Origin of the sequence: Paenibacillus polymyxa, assembly GCF_018614975.1 — a bacterium.
In the GTDB taxonomy this organism is placed as follows: domain Bacteria; phylum Bacillota; class Bacilli; order Paenibacillales; family Paenibacillaceae; genus Paenibacillus; species Paenibacillus polymyxa_E.
Map to the genome: position 1 here is coordinate 13,801 of NZ_JAGGNR010000012.1, position 22,263 is coordinate 36,063.

7 protein-coding genes are annotated in these 22,263 nt (G+C 44.3%); all 7 read left to right on the forward strand.

All coding sequences use genetic code 11. The features are described 5' to 3' along the window. Positions 1-17 precede the first annotated feature (17 nt). The 7 genes from J7E78_RS11080 to J7E78_RS11110 all read left to right on the forward strand — a co-directional run bounded on the left by J7E78_RS11080 (position 18) and on the right by J7E78_RS11110 (position 22,253). A complete protein-coding gene (locus J7E78_RS11080; RefSeq protein WP_047843977.1) occupies positions 18-1,214 on the forward strand; it encodes an acyl-CoA dehydrogenase family protein in 1,197 nt (398 codons plus the stop codon). Between the two features lie 143 nt (positions 1,215-1,357). Beyond that, positions 1,358-2,164 carry a phosphotransferase family protein gene (locus J7E78_RS11085; protein ID WP_215076239.1) on the forward strand — a complete coding sequence of 269 codons (807 nt, stop codon included), beginning with the start codon at positions 1,358-1,360 and terminating at the stop codon, positions 2,162-2,164. Positions 2,165-2,237: 73 nt separating this feature from the next. Continuing rightward, a complete protein-coding gene (locus tag J7E78_RS11090) occupies positions 2,238-3,044 on the forward strand; it encodes a helix-turn-helix domain-containing protein (RefSeq protein WP_215076241.1) in 807 nt (268 codons plus the stop codon). A gap of 88 nt (positions 3,045-3,132) precedes the next feature. Further along, on the forward strand, positions 3,133-3,840 hold the full coding sequence (locus tag J7E78_RS11095) for a thioesterase II family protein (RefSeq protein WP_215076242.1): 708 nt from the start codon (positions 3,133-3,135) through the stop codon (positions 3,838-3,840). Positions 3,841-3,863: 23 nt separating this feature from the next. Then, on the forward strand, positions 3,864-6,428 hold the full coding sequence (locus J7E78_RS11100; RefSeq protein ID WP_215076244.1) for a non-ribosomal peptide synthetase: 2,565 nt from the start codon (positions 3,864-3,866) through the stop codon (positions 6,426-6,428). Between the two features lie 20 nt (positions 6,429-6,448). Next, a complete protein-coding gene (locus J7E78_RS11105; protein WP_215076245.1) occupies positions 6,449-10,297 on the forward strand; it encodes a type I polyketide synthase in 3,849 nt (1,282 codons plus the stop codon). A 13-nt stretch (positions 10,298-10,310) separates the two neighbouring features. Then, entirely contained in the window at positions 10,311-22,253 is an 11,943-nt protein-coding gene (locus tag J7E78_RS11110; RefSeq protein WP_215076247.1) for a non-ribosomal peptide synthetase, read from the forward strand. Positions 22,254-22,263: the final 10 nt, after the last annotated feature.

Consider the following 22,263-nt stretch of genomic DNA (forward strand, 5'->3'; position numbering starts at 1 on the left):
ATCAGGAGTGATATGTGATGAAAGTTGAACTGAATGCGGAGCAATTGATGTGGCAGGAGCAATTCAAGGATTTTGTAGACAGCGAGATTATTCCATATGCTAGTTTAAATGACAGCGAAGAACGAATTCACCCGGAACTCCTTGCGAAAATAACTGAGGCTGGTTATCTGGGCTCCATGTTGCCAAAAGAATATGGCGGGATGGAACTGGACAATATCACTATCGGGATTCTTAACGAAGAGGTTGGACGTGGGTGCTCCTCTGTAAGAAGTTTGTTAACCGTTCAGGGAATGGTGGGTTTAGCCATCTTGCGTTGGGGAACGGAGCAACAAAGACAGTACTGGTTGCCTGCACTAGCTACGGGAACAACTTTGGGTTCATTCGGATTGACAGAACCGAGTGTTGGAAGCGATGCCAAAAGCATTGAAACAACGGCCGTATTAGACGGAGACGAATACATACTTAACGGTCATAAAAAATGGATCACCATGGGGCAGCTTGCAGATGTATTTTTGATTCTTGCCCAATGTGAGAACAAGCCGACAGCGTTTATCGTGGAGAGAGATTCCATTGGGTTCAGCGTTGAACCTATGAGCGGGTTGCTCGGAGCGAGAGCATCGATGATTGCTGAACTGAAAATGGATTCTTGTCGTATTCCGAAGGAAAATCTCCTGGGTCAAGTCGGTACAGGGTTATCACATGTTGCTTTACCTTGTCTGGATTATGGAAGGTACACGATCGCTTGTGGCTGTGTCGGTTTAGCCAAGGCATGTCTGGATGCATCGGTGCATTATGCCAATTCCAGAATCCAATTCGGTAGAGCTATACGCGAGAATCAAATGATACAAAAAATGATCACTGAAATGTCAGTAAATATGAAAGCGGCACGGATGCTTTGTTACAGAGCAGGATATTTAAGAGATGTGGGTGATCCAGAGAGCATTATGGAAACTTGGACTGCCAAATACTTTGCTTCAACCATGGTGAATAAAGTTGCCAGTGATGCGGTGCAGATTCATGGTGCCAATGGTTGCCATCGAGACTATCCTGTAGAGAGATATTATCGGGATGCCCGAATCAATGAAATTATCGAAGGCACGACTCAAATGCATGAGATTTTAATTGCAACACAGGAGGTTGTAACACACCGTCGTGAAATGAGACGTTCAAATAAAGCAGAAAAAGTTAAGGATAGCGCAAATCGAAACGTTTAGATTTTGCATTTCAGGACCTAAGGAAGAGCCCTTTTTTTGCATTAGGCAGGTTCATTTATTATGCTATGGAAAAAGGGCTTGATCATTAGGTTCTTTGATGTTGTACCATAATTGATTTAGGAAAGATACGGAGTTGATTAGGATTGAAACGGATTGGGCAGGGACAGACAGCGGAAATATTCAGACATGGTGAAACTTCAATTCTGAAACTTTTCAGAGAAGATTTCTCTACGGAAGCGATTCAGCATGAGTTTGATAATACTCGAATCGTTTTGGAACTTGGAGTTAAATGCCCACAAACAATCGATATGGTGACGATCAATAATCGTAAAGGTATCATATTTGAGTTGGCAAGTGGAAGGACGCTATTGGAAGAGATGATTATCAAACCATGGTCCATTGAGCGCAGATCAAGGCAGATGGCAGCACTTCATCATCAAATACACCAGCAATCGGGTGAACAGATTCAACAAAAGCATAAGACTGTATTAGAAAAGAATATATCAAACGCAAGTGATCTATCGGACATTGAGAAGCAACAGATTATGGACTATGTACATAGTTTGCCGGAAGGCAGCTCTCTATGTCATGGGGATTTCCATCCCAATAATGTGATTACAGGCAAAGAATCCTGGATCATAGACTGGATGACAGGTGCATCGGGCTGTCCAGCAGCAGATGTGGCAAGGACGCTGGTGTTATTGAAATACGGAAATTTACCAAAAGGCACTCCATTGATGATGAAAGTTCTGTTGAAGATAATCAAAAGCAGGATGAGTAAGGCGTATATCGAGTATTACTTGTCTCTCTCGGGCATGGACATTCGCGAGATACATCGATGGGTTCTTCCCATTGCTGCAGCCAGACTAACGGAGTGGATACCACCTGAGGAAAAAAACGATTTATTGGATTACATTCGTAATCAGCTTAAAAAATTCAATACAACTTAGATCAAGATTGGGAATGAATGATAGCACCGTACTTGTCAAAACCGTCCGAAAAACAATCAGGAGGTTAACGATAATGGATTTCCAACTACGTTCTGTTGTTTCTTATGATATGGTCGTCCGTGAAAAAAAACATCTATTTGACTTGTCTCTCAGAAGACAGATTGCCATATTCGAGGTTATGGATGCATTGGAAATCAGTGTATTTAGCAAAACGGTGCAGGTTAAAGCAGGGGCTGTGCTGCTGGCAAATAAAATAAGACTGCAAAACTACGATAAACCTGTTCTGAAAATGAGAGGTATTATTTTTGGATCGGATCTGCTTGAGCGACTGCCAAGCTGTCACATATTAAGTGAGAATGGTAGTAAACACTATGATCTTGCTGTAAGTCTGTTGAACCGAACGGTAGAGAGTAGAGAGGACATCGAAATAGCTGAAAGAGATTTTCTTGAAGTATACTCCAGTTATTATCAAACGAATCTGGCTAATTTGATGCGACCGGAAACGGATCGGGAGGACTCGGTCAAACGGAACTTGGTCATGATATGCAAGTATATCCAAAACAATTATGAGCAGCCAATTACTCTGCAATTTCTGGCTGATATGGTTGGATATAATCCAGTGTATCTGTGTAATCTGTTTTCTAAGGTTTTCAATGTTTCGCCACTGAAGTACCTGCAGCAGATTCGGGTGGATAAGGCACAGGAGTACGTAACCAAGACGGATCTTCCAATCTCTGAAATTACGACGAAGCTAGGGTACAGTTCCAGTACACAATTTAGTGCAATGTACAAGAAAAAGGTGGGGCAAAGTCCGACCGAACATCGCAATCAATTCAAAAGCACTAAGGGAGATTTGCCCCTATCTATTCAATCTACATAATGTATTCAATAACACAGAAAATATTGTATTTTTTTACGTAAAATGATAAATTACGATAAAAATAAGAATACGAGGAATGATAGGGCTAATGAAGAAAATTCAACTTTTTTGTTTGCCTCATGCAGGTGGATCAGCCATGATTTTTCACCGCTGGAAATCATCTTTAAGCCCTTTTATTGACGTAATACCGATCGAATTAAAAGGAAGAGGCGCTCGAGTGGGGGAACCATTCTATGAAAGCTTTGAAGAAGCGATTGAAGATATCTACCCTGCGGTTTCCTCGCTAATTCATGGGCCTTATGCTATTTTCGGACATAGCATGGGAAGCTGGATGGCGCTTGAACTATATTACCGACTTGCACAGTCAACGAAACAATTACCTCAACATATGATGCTTTCAGGCAATCGTGCACCACATATTTTCAAGGATGAGAATATTCACGCATTGCCAGACGAAGAGTTCAGAGAGACGATTCAGAACATGGGTGGAACGTCGGATGAGATCTTTACCAATAAAGAACTCTTTTCGTTATTTGCACCTGTACTTAGAGCCGATTTCAGGATTGTCGAACTCTATCGTTTTCAGCCTAAGCCTTTCAAGGTTCAGAGTGATATTACCGTGTTAACTGGCAGAAGCGATACCCGAGTGAAATCTAGCGATCTGATCGGATGGAAGAAGTACGCTGGTTCACAATGTGATATTGTCAAATTGGATGGAGGACACTTCTATATCCAGGAAAATATTCAGGAAACAACGAGAATTATAAATGAAAAACTGCAACCTTATGTAATCTAGTTGACAAGGAGTGTGTTCCAGTTATGAGCATGTATAACTTGGCTCAATTATTTAACTCCCTTGGTTCAGTCACAGACAGAGGTATTACTTTTCTGAATGGCAGCAAAGAAGAAAAGGTTGTATCGTACAAATCCCTTCTGCAATCAGCCAAAATCCGATTAGGAGAACTTCAAGCATTCGGGATGCAGCCGGGTAATGAATTGATCTTCCAACTGAACTCGGAAGAAGAGTTTATTGTCACCTTTTGGGCGTGCACGCTTGGAAAAATCATACCGGTTCCGATAACCGTAGGCGGAAATCAGGAGCAAAGAATGAAGCTTTACAATGTGTGGAAAACGTTGAACCATCCGTTTATTGTTGCTGATCAGGATCTCACGGAAAGCTTGGACAAGTTTGCCCGGAAGAATGGACTGGAAGAGGTTGTCCGTGAAATGCATGCCCGAATCTTTATAGTACAGGACTTCTCGAACTTGCGAGAAGAACCTATTGTTGAGGGAATTGAAGCTAGCATCCAGCCGGATGACATAGCCTTTATCCAATTTTCTTCAGGTTCTACAGGACAAACCAAAGGTGTAGTAATTACACACCGCAATGTCATGATAAATATACAAGCTATGAATATAGCAACCCAAATCTCCTCTAAAGACCGTTCTTTGAGTTGGTTACCCCTGACCCATGATATGGGTCTGATTGCATTTCATCTTACAAGTACCTTCCAAGGTCTGCAACAGTTTATTATGCCAACTTCCTTATTTATCCGTCACCCTACATTATGGTTAACCAAAACTTCTGAACACCGTGTCACCCAACTATATGCCCCTAATTTTGCTTATAAATATTTTCTGGATTCATATAATCCACTAACCTTTTCATCAACAGATTTGTCTACGGTACGTTTTATTATGAACGGTGCTGAGCCGATATCTCCGGCACTTTGTTTGAATTTTTTGGAGGCGATGAGTCCTTATGGACTGGCTTCCAATACAATGCTGACGGCGTACGGCTTGGCCGAAGCAACCGTTGGTGTTTCCTTTGGTAACGTAGGTGATTTGACTTGTTATGTACTGGACAGAAGATATTTGGAGACCGGAAAACCTTTCATAGAAGTTGTAGCGGGCTCAGAACATGCTGTTTCTTTTGTAGAAGTAGGCAAGCCGGTTCAATACTGTGATGTACGAATATGTGATGATTATGATAAGCCGGTCGAGGAATTGGTGCTGGGCAGTATTCAAATTAAAGGATTGAGTGTTACGAGCGGTTATTACAACAATGCGGCAGCTACGGAAAAAGCAAGTACAGCTGATGGATGGATTCGTACTGGAGATATTGGATTTATGAATGATGGGGCACTAGTTATTACCGGCAGAACCAAGGACATTATCTTCATCAATGGTCAAAACGTATATCCGCATGATATTGAACGTGTAACGGAGGAACTGGAGCAGTTTGATCTGGGGAAAGTCGCTGTATGCGGGGTCTCCAATCCACTTACAGGATCGGAAAGCGTTGTAATGTTTGTACTGTATAAAAAGGACTTGCCATCTTTTATTCCAAGAGTTGGAGAAGCCAAAGCACATATTCAGCAGCGGATGGGGATTGAACTCAAGTCCGTGCTACCCATTAAGCAAATTCCTAAAACGACGAGTGGAAAATTTCAACGTTACAGGCTTCGGGAACGTTACGAAACAGGAGAATTTAGTGAAATGGAACAATCCATTCAGAGCATGTTAAGCCATATGCAGGAGATCAAAGAAGTACAACCAGCTCGTGATCATATCGAACAAAAGCTGATTGAGATTGTTGAGTCCGTAGCGGGACTCAGGAATGTCGGAGTAACGGACAACCTGGCTGAAGCTGGATTCGATTCACTCAAAGTAACGCAGATTCATCAGGCAATCGATGAAGCATTTCCAGACAAAATGGCAATTTCCAGCTTGTATTCACATACCTCTATTGTCTCATGGGCAAATCTGATCAGACAAGACAGCGTGGAACTGGAGCCTGTACGGATGGATCGGAGCTTTTTCCATACGGATCGAGGTTACGAAGCTTTGTCGTATCAATTCACTCTCCCAGCTTCATTGGTACAGGATATGCGACTGATTGCACAATCTGAAGCGATCAGTATTCATGTGTTGGCATCAGCTATGTATGCTTACTTACTACACACTTTGTCAGAACAACCCTCTATTGATATGCACGTATCCTATGGTACGGCGAGAATGATCACACCTGTACGATTGAATTTCGATCAATACAAAACAATGAAAGAGCTCTTTCAAAATGTTCATCAACAGATCATAACCAGGTCTTCGGATCAAGCGTTTTCCGTCGAGCAGATGAGCCAGATCAGAACAAGCAGCACGGAGTGGGCAATTATTCCTTTATATGGTGAACAGCATCTGTTCAAGGCATCGGATGATGTACTGAACTATTACGATCTGATTATCCTGGTGTCTGACGAAGGTGATATTCTGCAGTGCAATTGTCGTTTTAATGGACGTAAATTAAAACAGAGCCGTGTGAAGCGTCTTATTGCCAATTATGTGAGAGGACTTCAACTATTGGTACAACCGGAATTGAAATGAAATTTCATAGGGGGACGGCCATGCTTGATCAATTGTTCAACAGAGAGCTATGGGAAGAAGATGACCAGGATACCACTACCGTACTGGATATAACAACGTATAATACACATGATATAGCTGTTATAGGTATCGGTGCGAAGTTGCCGACCGGAGAGTCGCTGGATGAATTTTGGAAGATGCTTGATTATGGAATTGATTGCATACGTGAATTGCCCAATCGTCGAAAGGGCCAGTTGGATCAATACTTGCTTCACAAGCAAGGTTCATTGGAGCATGTACGTTATTTGAACGGAGCTTATCTGGACGAAATCGATGAATTTGATTATTCCTTCTTCCGTATGAGTGCACAGGAAGCCAAGCTGATGAGTCCGGTTCAACGATTGTTTTTGCAAACGGTATGGCGTGCGGTTGAGGATGCAGGTTATGGTGGTGACCGTTTGGCCGGAAGTTCAACAGGGGTGTACGTGGGTGTAATCGGAGATCAGGAAGGTTACAAGTACAAACAGATGGTCGAGGAATTAAGTCCGGACATGTTACCAATCTCCACCGTAGGCAACCTTTCGTCCATCATTCCTGCAAGAATTGCTTATCTACTTAATCTGACGGGGCCGGCTATGGTTGTAGACACAGCATGTTCTTCTTCGCTGGTTGCTCTGGATATGGCAGTACGTGCGTTACGTGAAGGAAGCTGTGATATGGCTATCGCTGGAGGGATCAGGCTGAATATGATTCCACTGGATAAAGAGTATTACAAAATCGGTATTGAATCCAGTGATGGAACTACAAGAACCTTTGATGAAGATGCGGATGGGTCAGGAATGGGTGAGGGTGTAGTGAGTGTTGTACTTAAACCTGTGGAACAGGCATTGCAGGATCATGATCATGTGTATGCAGTCATAAAAGGCACAGCTGTGAATCAGAATGGGTATTCGGCAGGGATCACAACGCCTAATGCGGTAGCTCATGAAAAAGTGCTGACGCATGCTTGGCGTGATGCTGGAATTCATCCAGAGAGTCTTTCCTATCTGGAAGCACATGGAACAGGTACGCTCATTGGGGACCCGATTGAACTGGAAGGAATTCAATCGGCTTTTCGCAGATTTACGGACAAAAAACAATTCTGTGCGATAGGATCGGTTAAGTCCAATGTGGGCCATTTGTACGACAGTGCAGGGTTAGCGGGGCTGCTGAAGGCGATTATGGCACTCAGATCCAAACGTATTCCCTCTACACTTCATTTTAATAAGCCAAACCCAAAATTCGAATTTGATAAATCACCAGTCTATGTCAATGTCATTTCAAGAGAGTGGGAAGCGGCCACTCCTCGAAGATGTGGAGTTAGTTCATTTGGGTTAAGCGGCACCAATTGTCATGTTGTACTGGAAGAAGCTCCGAACATATCAGTGGAATTGAGGCGCGATGAATATTATCCCTTTTTGATCTCAAGTGTATCATCCGGAAATCTCTCCCGTCAGGTGCAATCATATGTGAATTGGATCAATGAGAATCCGAGGGCCGATGTAAGGGATGTATGCTGCACAGCAGCTACAGGAAGACAGCATCATGCACACCGTGCAGTATGGGTGGTCAGTTCGTTGGATCAATTGCTGCAGCATTTAAACGACTTTCTTGCAGAACCCAAGACCGGTAAATATGAACAAGATACATTCAGGAAAAGTAATCAGTTATTCACTACAGAAGAACTTATCTCGAAGTGGCATATCGAAGGATGTGATAGAGCAACCGTCCTAGAGGAGTTGTGCACACATTATCAAGGCGGAGCTCAGATCAATTGGTCAAGAATCTATCCAGATGTGAACTATTACAAGTTGAGCTTGCCCGCATATTCATTTGAGGAGAGTAAGTGCTGGATCGATACGAATCCCGATAATTCGGTACAGACTGAGGAAGAAGCGATGTATTATTCATTGTCATGGAAGCCTTGGAGCGAGATCCCCAAGACTAATTCATCCAGCATCCATAATGTTGAATGTATTTTATTAATAAGAGATGATACACAGCCACATGCAACCCAGTTGGTGAACCGAATTCGTGAAGCTGGAGTAGCAGTTATCGAAGTTATATTGGGAACATCTTACCTTCAACAGGATGCACAGACATATGTAATTCGAAATGACGAGAGTGATTACATCAAACTTTTGCAGGAAGTGTCCTTTGGAGGGCCCTATCGGATCGTGCATATAGCATCACTTGACCATGTAGAAACTAAGGAAAACAGGCTCGACAAAGGTCTTATGTCTGTATGGAGACTTACCAAGGCATGCTCACACGTCATTGCAGAGCCGGTTCAGATTATTTTGGTGACAAGCTTTGCTAATGAAGTGACGGGTGACGAGAAGGTTCTGTATCCGGAGAATTCAGCGATGTTGGCTTTCGGACAGACGATACAGCGTGAGATTCAGAATCTCGAATGCTTCTGTATAGATGTTGACCAAGATTGGGATACCTCTCAGTATTTGCGTTACATTTTGGGGCCGTTGGAGAAGAAGTCTTTGGCGATTAGAAAAGGACAGTCATATCAAGCTGAATTCGCACCTGCTGATGTGTGTTCCATGCCTGATGCTGAGATGAACTGGAAAGAAGACGGCGTATACATTATTACAGGCGGACTTGGTGGTCTGGGGATGGAGATTGCTGAACGCTTACTGTCATTAGGACGTATGAATCTGGCTTTGATTGCAAGAACGCCACTGCCCAAACGTCACAATTGGGACATCATTCTAAATGCTAAAAATACTTCACCGGTTCTAAAAAGCAAGCTTCTTCGGTTGCTTGATATGGAGAAACGGGCCGGACAGATGATGTATCTTGGAGCCGATGTTGCCGATGCGGATCAGTTAAGTAAAGCCATTGAACAATTAAGAAGTCGATTTGGTTGTATACGTGGCATCATCCATGCAGCAGGCGTTGGTAGTACACAACATGCTGACCAGATGACCGAGGAAGAGTTTACGGCAATGCTGGCTCCGAAAGTGAAGGGGACTCATCTACTGGATCAGCTGACAGCCGAAGACCAGCCGGATTTTCTAGTCATGTTCTCGTCCGTCGCTACGTTATTTGGTTCTACTGGACAGGCTGCTTATGCCGCCGCGAATGCATATCAGGATGCCTATGCCCCACTGCGGAACCGCAAGGGAATGCGCACAATAACGATTAATTGGACCACCTGGAAAGAGGTGGGCATGGCTTCCAGAGCCGGGTTTGATTTTGACACCTTATTCAAAGCGATGCCCAAAGAGTGGGCATTAGATCGATTGTTCGAAGTAATGCGAAAACAGACCGACCGTCTGCTGGTGGGGGAACTAAACTGGAATTCACCCTATTTAAATATTTTGAATAACTACCACTTTCATCTTGATGCAAACATCGGACAAAGGTTACAAAAATTGATGAGAATGCCGGAGAGGGCAGAGCAAATATCAGTTAAGAAGGAATCCGCTTCTGCTGTTCAGATCGCAACGGAAGAGTATGGACTTGATATGGAATCTTCCGTGGAGATGGACCGGACTATTGCGAATATAGTCGGACATTATTTAGGCATTAAAGAGATGAATGTGCATGACAGCTTTTTCGAACTCGGTGCAGACTCCATTATGATTAAGCAGATATTCTTGAAATTGGACAAAACCTACCCTGGAAAACTCATACTGACCGATCTGTTTGAATATCCAAGTATCTCCAGACTAACTACTTATATGAGCACCACAGAAAAGCAGAAGCCTCACCATTCTCCTCAAAAGGAAACTTTTGAAGAGGAACGGGACACAGATCTTGAGAATCTGTTCGATGAGATCGAACGTGGAGCAATGGATCTGGATGAAGCAATCATCAACCTTCAAAAGATGTAGGGGGACGTGAAGCGTGGAGAAAATTCTGAAGCTCCTGGTAGAGAGTGTCAAGGACCAGAAAATGAACAAAACAACGGCGGCTCAGATCGTGAAAATGCTAAAAGAAGGGGAAAAGAAACCCGTTAAGGATATTGCCATTATTGGTGTATCAGCCAAGTTGCCCAATATGGAGACACTGGATGACTATTGGGACAATATTCAAAGTGGTGTGGATTGCATACGTCCTATTCCCAAGACACGAAAATCGGATATGGACGCTATTCTCTCTTATATGGATATACCTGAGGGAGATATTCAATATTACGAAGCGGCGTACCTGGACAATATTGACCAATTCGACCATGAATTCTTTCGTTTGCCTCCCAAAGAAGCCAGTTTAACGGATGTTAATCAGCGTTTGTTTATGGAGACGGCATGGGATGCCATGGAGGATGCAGGATACGGTAACGATAAATTATCGGGCACCAATACAGGTGTCTATGTAGGCTTTTCCAACAATATCAAAGATATGTATATGCGATATATTACCGAAACGATGCAGACAAGTGCACTGTCCATTGTTGGGAATTTGGCTTCCATATTATCCAATCGAATCTCGTATCTTCTGAATCTGAAGGGACCCAGTATTGTTGTTGATACAGCGTGTTCCTCTTCGCTCGTAGCTGTCGCCATGGCATGTCAGGCCATACGGAACAAGGAATGTGATATGGCAATCGCGGGCGGTGTGAAACTTCATCTCATGACACGCGAGAATCAGAATGAGAAGATCGGGATGGAATCTCCAGACTACCGGACCAAAACATTTGATGATTCTGCAAATGGGGCTGGAATGGGCGAGGGAGTCACTGCTTTATTGCTGAAAACACTAGACGCTGCAATACGTGATGGTGATCAGATCTATGCGGTAATTAAAGGTTTGGCCGTCAATCAGGATGGAAGTTCTGGCGGATTGACTGTACCAAACCCGTCCACTCAGGCTGAGTTGATTGTAAAAGCGTGGGAGGACGGTAACATTGATCCCGAAACGATCTCGTATTTCGAACCGCATGGTACGGGGACAGAATTGGGAGATCCTATTGAGATTAAGGGAATCCAGAACGCGTTTAAGAAATATACTTCCAAGAAACAATTTTGTGCGATCGGTTCGGTTAAAACCAATATCGGTCATCTGTACGAAGCAGCTGGAACTGCTGGCTTAATTAAAGCAATTCTGGCACTGAAAAATAAAAAACTCCCTCCAACCTTGAACTTTGAAAAGCCAAATAGAGCCATTGACTTCAGTGGATCACCCGTTTATGTGAATACTACATTGCGAGATTGGACCACGGATGGCACAACTCCAAGACGGTGTGGTATCAGCTCTTTTGGCATTGGGGGAACCAATTGTCATCTAGTGCTTGAGGAAGCACCAGATCGGGCAACTGCAGAGCCTAAAGCGAACACTTCTGTAACAGCTCCATCCATTCTGACGTTGTCCGCCAAGTCTGAGCAATCGCTACGTCAGATGATCAGTAAGTATATCTATTTTCTTGAAAAAAAAGAACTGCCGACATTACAAGATATATGTTATACGGCCAACACGGGAAGAGGGAAATTTCCATATCGGGTAGCAATCATAATGAACAGCAACATCGATTTGCATCAGAAACTTACCCAGCTGGAGCGTTCAAAGCAGCTATTTGGTACTTCACATGGTTCGTACATCTATACCGGCTTTCACAAGCTAGTTCAAGATGAGGAGGCAGCCGATCAGGAATTCAGAATGTCGCTCTCATCCAGGCATGAGCTGAGCGTATCACTGGGGCAAGCTCTTGGAAAATTTATGAACAGTGGGCAGCAAGACGTCAATGCGTTACATCAGGCTGCTTCATTCTATGTCTCTGGAGGCGATGCTGACTGGGAAGCGCTATATGCGAATCAGAGTGTATTCAAGGTCAGTTTGCCATCCTACGCATTTCAGACGCACAGATGTTGGATCGACATTCCAAAACGAAACAGAAGATCGGAAAAGGTACAGGCAGAGGGCATGTTTTATCAAGCTGTATGGCAACGATACACGCCCGTATCTCGGGATTCTGTTGTCTCAAAAATGAAAGGCACCGTACTTCTCTTCCGCGGAAACGATCAAGTCAGTGCTGCCTTGGCGGTCCGATTGGAGCGTGAGCCCGAAGTACGAGTCATTCAGGTAGCCTGGGGGGATTGTTACGAGAAGTATGATGATTCGCACTACGTGATTCGTGGCGATGAAAGTAACTACTTTCAGTTATTGGATGATATTAAGGGTCAGGGGCTAACCAGTATTATTCACGGGTTTACTCTGGTAGAGAACGATTCAGATGATTATTTACAAAGCGAGGAACAATTGAAGTTAAGCCAGGACCGTGGAATTCAGAGTGCATTCTATTTGACCCGTGCGATTCTACATCATCATATGACAGAGGGACTTCAACTTCAATTCATATCCTCTCTAGCGAATGCAGTTACGGGTTATGAAAGTCAGGTAAGACCGGAAAATGCAACGCTTAACGGATTCGCGAAAGTCATTGAACAGGAGTATCCGGAGATATCCTGCCGATTCATTGATGTGGATTCAAATACCGATGCGGATACGATCTATGCAGAATTGAATGGCTCCCATGACCGTTTCCAAGTGGCATATCGACATAATCAGTCATACGTAGAAGAATTGGATATTGCCAATATTCTGGAAACCAGTCATGAGGAAGTGACTATTCGTGAGAACGGTTTATATCTTATTGCTGGTGGAACAGGCGGAATTGGCTTGCAATTCGCGAAGCATCTGGCTGATGAACGCTGCATTCGTCTGGCACTAATCAGTCGTACATCGATGCCTGATCGAACTGTGTGGGACAAGCTTATTCAAGAAGAAGATCCAAAGATAATATCCATAGAAATGATTGAACGAATGAAAATCATTATGGAGCTTGAAGCCGGAGGATCAAGTGTTGAATTAATCAGCGCAGACATCACCGATCTGGAGCAGATGACTCAGGTTGTGCAGAGGTTGAGAACAAAATATGGGCAAATCCATGGGGTGATTAATAGCGCTGGTGTTGCCAATGATGGCTTGATTATCCGTAAGGAAGAGGCTGCATTCCAAGAGGTTCTGCGACCGAAGGTTCAGGGAACCTGGGTTTTGAATCAAGTTACAGCGCAGGAACCACTCGATTTCTTCGTTATGTTTTCTTCTGGCATATCCATGTTAGGAGAACCGGGACAGAGCGATTATGTTGCTGCAAACTGTTTTCTGGATAGCTTTGCGTCTTACCGCGCAAATGGATCCGGCCGAACGCTAACCATTAACTGGCCTGCCTGGAAGGAAACCGGGATGGCTGCCAGATTTGGTCTGAATGTGGATACAGCATTCAAGACGTTAGCGACTCATCAAGCGATCAGTGCCTTTGATATGGTATTGAGCCGTCGTATACGCCGAGTGTTGATCGGTGAGCCCAATTATGCGAGTGAACTCCTACCGTTGTTAGAGTCGTCAAGAGTTATTCGATTTTCGGAAGCCATGACAGCTCGAATTCAACAGGAACGTAATCATTTGAATTATCATAACAACCAGCTGACGAGAACTGAATATGAACAGAAGGTTGAACTGCACGGACGAGACAACGGTATATATACAACTACGGAGAAGGAACTTGCCCAACTGGTGGGACATGTTCTCGGGTTTACCGGGTTAGATGTATACGACAACTTGTTTGAACTCGGCGTTGATTCAATATCAATGATGCGCATTATTACTGAAATACGGGTACGCTACCATGTTCACCTAAACTACCACACTTTCTTTGAAGGTATGAATCTGGCGAAGCTTGCAATTCATCTGGTGGGTGCACTCAAGGAAACTGGAGCGATATCCGAGTATCCCCAGCAAGAGCCGGAACCGGCGACCCTGTATGAGGACTTCCCTTTGACAGAAGTACAGATGGCTTATCTGTTAGGTCGAGACGAGCGGTTTGAGATGGGGGGGACATCCACTCATTATTATCTGGAATTGGAAACCAGATTGAACATGACGCATTTCCAGACTGCATTGCAAAAAGTGATTCAGCGCCATCCAATGCTGCGAGCGGTCATATTGCCGGAGGGCATACAACGAATATTGCCACAGGTACCCGACTATCAACTGGAAATCGTTGATGTGTGCCATCTGAATGAGCAGGAAAAGTGGAAACACATTGAGGTGGAACGGGATCGAATGTCCCATCATGTGTTTGAGCCGAGTCAATGGCCGCTGTTTGAATTCAAAGCTTTTAAAATAGATGATACACGGCATTACCTGTTATTCGGTTATGATCTGCTAATCTGCGATAGTGCTAGTATCCAGATCCTTGGAGAGGACCTGGTGCATTATTGCCGTGAGCCGGAAACGGAACTTCCTGCACTCAAGTTTTCGTTCAAGGATTATATGATGGCATACGGACAACTGAAAAAGAGTGAGATGTACGCACGTGACAGGAAGTACTGGATGGATCAATTGGACACATTCCCTTCCGCTCCAGCACTTCCGTTGAAGCAGGAGCCCAGACATATCAAGAAACCGCAATTTTCACGGCTAAGCTGGATATTGGAACAGGATCCGTGGGAGCAATTAAAGCATAAGGCGCAGCAAAAAAATGTGACACCTTCCGCGCTTCTGTGTACTGTCTTTGCTCGAGTTTTGGCCCGTTGGAGCAATCAGGATCGACTTGCCATCAATCTGGCGGCGTTCAACCGCTTTCCATTTCATGAAGAAACCAATCAAATTATCGGTGATTTCACATCCATCATGTTGCTCGAAATTAACGAACAAAAAAATAAGCCTTTTTGGGAACAAGCAAGAGATGTGCAGAGTGGCATGCTCAATATGTTGGAACATCGCCATTATGACGGCGTGGAATTCATTCGAGAACTGGCCCGTCATCGAGAAGCGGGTACTTCCGCCATTATGCCAATTGTATATACCAGCACATTATTTGTGGATGCCATTGGAAGCTGGCAGCATATCGGAGAGCTGAAAATGGGTATCAGTCAGACCTCCCAAGTCTACCTTGATAATCAGGTAATGGAGACTGACGGGAAATTGACCATTAACTGGGACTATATACAGGATCTTTTTCATTCCGATACACTTTCCGCCATGTTCGATGATTATACAGCGATAATTACTCATCTGTGTGAGGAAGAGGATATCGAGTTTTTACCAGGTTTGCCTGAACAGGATAAGGCCATCTGGAATGCATTTAATGCAACAGCACAATCATTTCCTATATCTACACTGCATGGGTCTTTTATGGAGCAGGCGACCAAGACTCCTTATCAGACAGCATTGATTTACGGTAATCAGCAATTGACTTATCAACAGCTGGATGAACGTTCCAATCAGCTCGCTCATTACTTGACGCAACAGGGAATAACACGGGGAGACCGGGTGGGGTTGCTAGCCAAACGTGGTATGGAGACTATTGTGAATACCATCGGCATTCTAAAAGCAGGAGCGGTATACGTACCTGTTGATCCCGATTATCCTGAAGATCGTCAGCAATACATTTTACAAAATAGTAACTGTAAAATGCTGCTATTACCCGAACTTTATACCTTTGAGGGACTGGCTGAATTGTCGGTGGAGCCACTGGAAAATAGCGGAGCACCTGACGATCTTGCCTACATTATTTATACGTCTGGCAGCACGGGAACTCCAAAAGGGGTGGCTACTGCCCATGGCCCGGCAATGAATACCATTCGGGATATCAATATGAAGTTTGAAGTGACGGATCAAGATCGGATGCTTGGTATCTCTTCAATGTGCTTTGATCTGTCAGTCTATGATATTTTCGGTGCACTTGCGACGGGTGCGGCACTTGTGATCATTGCTGATCAGCGTGATATTCATGACATGTACGACGCGATACAACAGCATAAAGTAACCATCTGGAATTCGGTTCCAGCCATTATGCAACTGATGGCAGATTACGTAACCGATCAAACCAATGAACAATTAAGACTCATCCTGCTCAGTGGGGACTGGATACCTAAGAAATTGCCAGAGCAAGTACATGGGTGTTTTCCTTCGGCACAGGTTATTAGCTTGGGAGGTGCGACAGAGGCATCCATTTGGTCTATCTATTATCCCATTGATACTGTCAAGTCTGATTGGAAGAGCATTCCTTATGGAAGACCACTTGCGAATCAGACATTCTATACGCTTGACTACACGGGTTGCCTGAGTCCAGTCGATGTTATTGGTGAGCTCTGTATCGGTGGAGTAGGGTTGGCTCAAGGATACTTTAATGATCCGGTGAGGACCGACAATGCCTTTTTTAATCATCCGGAATTGGGACGCTTATACCGCACAGGTGATTTTGGAGTTTTGCGAAGAGATGGTTACATTGAATTCCTTGGCAGACGGGATTCCCAAGTGAAAATCAGGGGTTATCGGGTTGAACTTGGAGAAATTGAAAGCCGACTATCTGCAATTCCTAGCGTGAAGCAGGCTGTCGTTATAGATAAAGTGGACATGCAAGGAACAAGGGTACTAGTAGCCTATTACTCAGCGGAGCGCAGCTATGACGAATTGGAGATGAAGCGTCTTTTGGCAAAAGCACTCCCGGATTACATGGTTCCTCAGCATTTAATCCAGTTGCCTGAATTTCCACTCACACCCAATGGAAAGATTGATCGGAAAGCGTTACCGGAACCAACCTTTGGACAACAGTCCAGTGCACGTGCAGGAACGGAAAGTCCAACGGAGCAAAAGCTGATTGAACTCTGTGAATCGGTATTCGGTATGAATGGGATAGGAACTCACGACAGCTTTTTCCAGATGGGGATCAATTCAATTCTAATGGTGCAGCTGGTGAATCGGATTGGGCAGGAATTCAATCAGCGTCTCAGCTTCAAGGAATTTATGGCCCTGAGAGATATTTATGAACTGGCGGCTCTGCTTGAGAGCTCTGTGGAAAATGAAGAGTCAGTGGGAACAATTCATTATCCGCAGCATGATCCATGCCCTGATCCTGAAGGCCGGCCATTCCCGCTAACCGAGGTACAGATGGCTTATGTCGCAGGAAGAAGTCAGGCTTTTGAAATGGGAGGCACTTCGACACACGGGTACCTCGAATTTGAAACTCAACTGGAGATGACGCGCTTCAATGAAGCACTAATCAAGCTGATTGAACATCATCCTATGCTGCGGGCAATTATCCTGCCTACCGGAGAGCAACGAATCCTGCCACATGTACCGGTATACCGGATGGATATTGAAGATATTAGTGGTTTGAGTCCTGACGAGATGGAACGGGTGATCACAGCCGAAAGAGAACGCATGTCTCATCATATTTTTGAATTGGAGCAATGGCCATTATTTGAGATACGTGCGAAAAAAATATCTAAGGATACACATCTGCTACTGTTTGGATATGATCTGCTCATTGCTGATGGGGCAAGCATACAGATCTTTAATAATGATCTACTGAAATTTTATCATCATCCAGAGATTGATCCGGAGCCTAATCCATTTACATTCCGCGATTATATTCTTGCTTACAATGAATTCCGTAAATCGAATACGTACCTGGCTGACAAACAATACTGGCTTGCCCGAGTAGAGGAGTTCCCAGCAGCACCTGCACTCCCATTAAAGACAGATCCTGCACAGATCAGCGAACCGAAATTCAAGCGACTCAATGAAGTGTTTGAACCACAGCGTTGGGAGATATTGAAAAAGATTGCTAATGGACACGGGCTAACACCTTCAGCGCTTCTCTGTGCAGCCTATGCCCAGATCTTGTCGTACTGGAGCAATCAACAGAAGATTGCACTGAACCTGACGGTCTTTAATCGTTATCCATTCCACCCAAGCATACAGGATATCATTGGGGACTTTACTTCCATGATTTTAATTGATGTGGATATGACTTCGGGGAATGATTTTATGGGTCATGTGCGTCATGTTCAGGACAGTATACTGGAGGCGCTGGAGCACAGGCATTATGAAGGCATCGAATTCATACGTGATCTCTCCAAGCATCATCAAATGGGGAACAAGACCGTAATGCCAATTGTCTTCACAAGTATGATCTTTAATGAACGTGAGACATCTGAAGCAACTCAAGGACTGATTGGAAAAGTTCGAACTGGGGTCAGCCAAACATCGCAGGTATATCTGGATCATCAGGCTTCGGATGCGGGAGGGCAGCTAACGCTAACCTGGGATTACGTGGATGACTTGTTTGACCAACAGGTGGTCGAAACGATGTTTGCACAATATATTGCACTGCTGGATGGCCTAATTGTGGGAGAAACGATTACGGGGCCTGACATTCCTCCAGTCGATCGCAGCATTTTGGAAAGGTATAACCAATCAGAAGAAAATATCATGCCAACAACATTGCAACATTTGTTTGACCGTATGGCCAAACATTATCCAGATCAGGATGCATTGTTGTTTGAGGATGAGCGGATGACGTATTCGGAGCTGGACCGAAGATCCGGTCAACTGGCAGGATATTTACTTGAACAGGATATCGGGCGAGGGGATCGAGTTGGCGTTGTAGCAAGGCGCCGTATGGAGACCATTGTAAATGTAATGGCTATACTTCGCACTGGTGCGGCATATGTACCACTTGATCCGGATTATCCCGAAGAACGGCAAGCTTACATGCTTAAGAATAGTGATTGCCGAATTGTATTGGACGTGGATGCCTATGATCAGGTCTCGGCTTCAGGTTATCCTCTACTCGAGGGTGAGCCATCTGGAGCACCTGATGACATTGCATATGTAATCTATACCTCGGGAAGTACGGGGAGACCGAAGGGCGTTGCCATTACTCATGGGGCTGTAACGAATACGATTCAGGATATGAACAGAAAGTTCGGTGTTCATGAGAAGGATCGCATGCTTGGCGTATCTTCCATGTGTTTCGATTTATCCGTATATGACGTGTTCGGTGCACTTTCCTCGGGTGCAGCTCTCGTAATTGTATCTGACCAAAGAGATATCCGAATGATGAAAGAGGCCGTTGATCGTCATCAGGTTACAATCTGGAATTCGGTTCCAGCGATTATGGATATGTTCATGGATCGACTGGAATCCGATGCTGGACGAAGCTACCGTTGGGCAAGTGATGAAGAGATTCAAGCGTCAACCCAACTGGCTGTGGAGAAAGAGTCAGTAGAATCGGTGTACCACTGGTCATTCTCCACGCTGTGGCGAATGGATGGAAAGCATATCTACGTGGATGAGTTCAAATGCCCTGAATATGCAACAGGTATGTTCCCTGAACTGTATTTCTTGGCACAAAAGGGGATTCGGCAATCCGAGATTCCTTCTTTCTTCCCGAATGTACCTGCTAGTGAAGTGAATTCGCTCGTAGAACTTCTCATTCGCAAACGTGCTTTGGTCAGCGGACTTATGGAGCCAGCAGAAATTTTCAAGAAGCAGACGCAGTTATTCCGCAATCCGTATGACGAAAAGGTGACATACGATGCACAGGCATACGAGGCATTCAAAAAAATACAGTTGCATCGTAATTTCGGTGAGAACACCACACTTGAGGTCTCACTGGAGCGTGGTGTTGAATATCCTGATTTTATCTCCAAGCGACGTTCTCATCGTTCCTTTAAGGAGGATCAGCCTGTCACCATGAAACAGTTCTCCGATCTGATGGGAGTTCTGGGTCAGTATGATCAAGGACAGGAAATTCGTTATTACTATCCTTCTGCGGGAGGACTATACCCGATAGATGTGTTTGTGTATGTGAAGGAAGGAAGAGTTGCGGGAATGGAGGCGGGCTTGTACTACTTTAGTCCAGTGGATCACACGGTACGCCTTATTCATGGGAATCAGTCATTCACTGATGAAATGCACTATTACACGAACAGGTCCATTTATCAGTCTTCAGCGTTTACTGTTTTCTTCATTTACAACGCGGAAGCAACCATGCCGAAATATGGCGCGCAAGGCTATTTATACTCCCTTATTGATACCGGAATTATGGTGTCCACACTAAACAGTGTTGGAGAGATGTTGGGCATTGGGATGTGTTCGATCGGAGATATGCCTTTTGATAAAGTAAAACCGTTATTCAATTTAAATGAAAATCAGATCTGGCTTCACACGGTGGAAGCAGGATTGAAGCCAGATGATGAAATGGCTTCTACGGAAGAATGGAGCAGCAGAAATTATATCAGACAAAATCCAAGCGTATCGATATCCTATGGCGAAAACCCAAAGGCTGCTGACCCATACCTATTATCGGAACGTTCCGTAGCAGTCCTGGGTGCACAGACCGCTCCGCTGGTTAAGTTAAATATCCAAAGTTCTGATATAGAAAGAGCAGTAAACATCACAAACGAGGGTAACCATCAAAGCAGTCTTCGTCTTATACTACTCAGCGGTGACTGGATACCTCTATCGTTACCGGGCAAAGTCAGAAATCTGTGTCCTGATGCAAGCATTGTGAGTCTCGGTGGTGCAACAGAGGCTAGCATTTGGTCCATTTATTACCCTATTCATTCAATATCTGATGAGTGGAACAGTATCCCTTACGGGTATCCGTTGGCGAATCAAACATTCCATGTGCTCGATTATAAATTGCGTCCATGTCCGGTTGATGTTCCAGGTGAGATGTTTATCGGCGGAGTAGGTCTTGCAAATCAATATGTGAATGACTTGGATAAAACGGAGAAAGCATTTATTCAGCATCCGCACCTTGGTCGATTGTATAGAACGGGAGACCATGGCGTCATGCGCAAAGAGGGATACATTGAATTTTTGGGCAGAAAGGACAACCAGATCAAAATCAGGGGGCATCGTGTGGAACTTGGTGAAATTGAAGCCATATTCATTCAGCACCACGCCTTGAAGCGTGTGTATGTAATGGACAGGCAGAACGAGCATAAGAAAAAATATCTGTGTGCCTATTATGTCTCTGATCAAGAAGTTTCCATTGCTGAATTGCGAGAGTTTCTGATATCCAGATTGCCGGAGTACATGGTGCCTGCATTCTTTATCCAATTGGAAGCCATCCCTCTAACAGCAAATGGAAAAATCAATCGTAATGCATTACCTGAACCAACAGCTCTACACACTGCTCAGGTCCAGTACAAGGCTCCCGCCAATGATATTGAGAAACAATTGGTACAGATATGGAGCGAAGTACTTGGCAATGCTCACATTGGTGTGAATCAGCATTTCTTTGAGATCGGCGGCGATTCTGTTCTGATGATCAAAGCACATGCCAGACTTGATGACCAATATCCGGGAATTGTGAAAATAACCGATATGTTTAATTTGCCAACTATTTCGGATATAACCGCATTTATCGAGAATCAGTTGGACGAGATGGATGTAATCCATGTATCACGCTCCCGCATTCCCTTGTCCATGGATTATTTCGTGGAAGGAGATTCAACATCAAACGAAACAGAAGAGTTGCAGTTTGCCTTATCAGCAGAACTCTATGATCGTGTGTTGAATGCTGCCAGCAGGTGGGACGTGGAAGTGGATGATATTTTATTTGCCGGCTTTGCGTACCTTCTCGCACAGACCTCCAACAGTGATCAGATGAGTATACATGCAGCCATTGGGCAATCCGACCATATTCAAGTATTTGATCTGGACTTCGGCTCGTTGGAACAATTTAATGAATTATTCCAGCTTATCCATCAATCCAAGGGTCAAGATGGCAGAGAGACCTTCCACACCAAGCATGTTAGTACACTTTTACAGGAGCCCGGTACAGGAACATTACCTTTGTTCTATAACGCTGGTGCAGTTGCTTCGGGAGTGCCGTTGTCTGAACTGTACGACTTAACGTTACAAGTGGTTCATCAGGAGGACAGCCTGCACTTTGTATGTGGATTCCGTTCAATGAAATGGCGGAAGAGCAAGGTCGAGTCACTCTTGCAACTCTACTTTAAACTACTGAACCCGATACTCGAATGATCTCAAGCCG

What these genes read in the sequence shown, in the direction of transcription:
- J7E78_RS11080 (WP_047843977.1), top strand. Translation starts at nt 18, where the DNA reads ATGAAAGTTGAACTGAATGCGGAGCAATTGATGTGGCAGGAGCAATTC.
- J7E78_RS11090 (WP_215076241.1), top strand. Translation starts at nt 2,238, where the DNA reads ATGGATTTCCAACTACGTTCTGTTGTTTCTTATGATATGGTCGTCCGT.
- J7E78_RS11095 (WP_215076242.1), top strand. Translation starts at nt 3,133, where the DNA reads ATGAAGAAAATTCAACTTTTTTGTTTGCCTCATGCAGGTGGATCAGCC.
- J7E78_RS11100 (WP_215076244.1), top strand. Translation starts at nt 3,864, where the DNA reads ATGAGCATGTATAACTTGGCTCAATTATTTAACTCCCTTGGTTCAGTC.
- J7E78_RS11105 (WP_215076245.1), top strand. Translation starts at nt 6,449, where the DNA reads ATGCTTGATCAATTGTTCAACAGAGAGCTATGGGAAGAAGATGACCAG.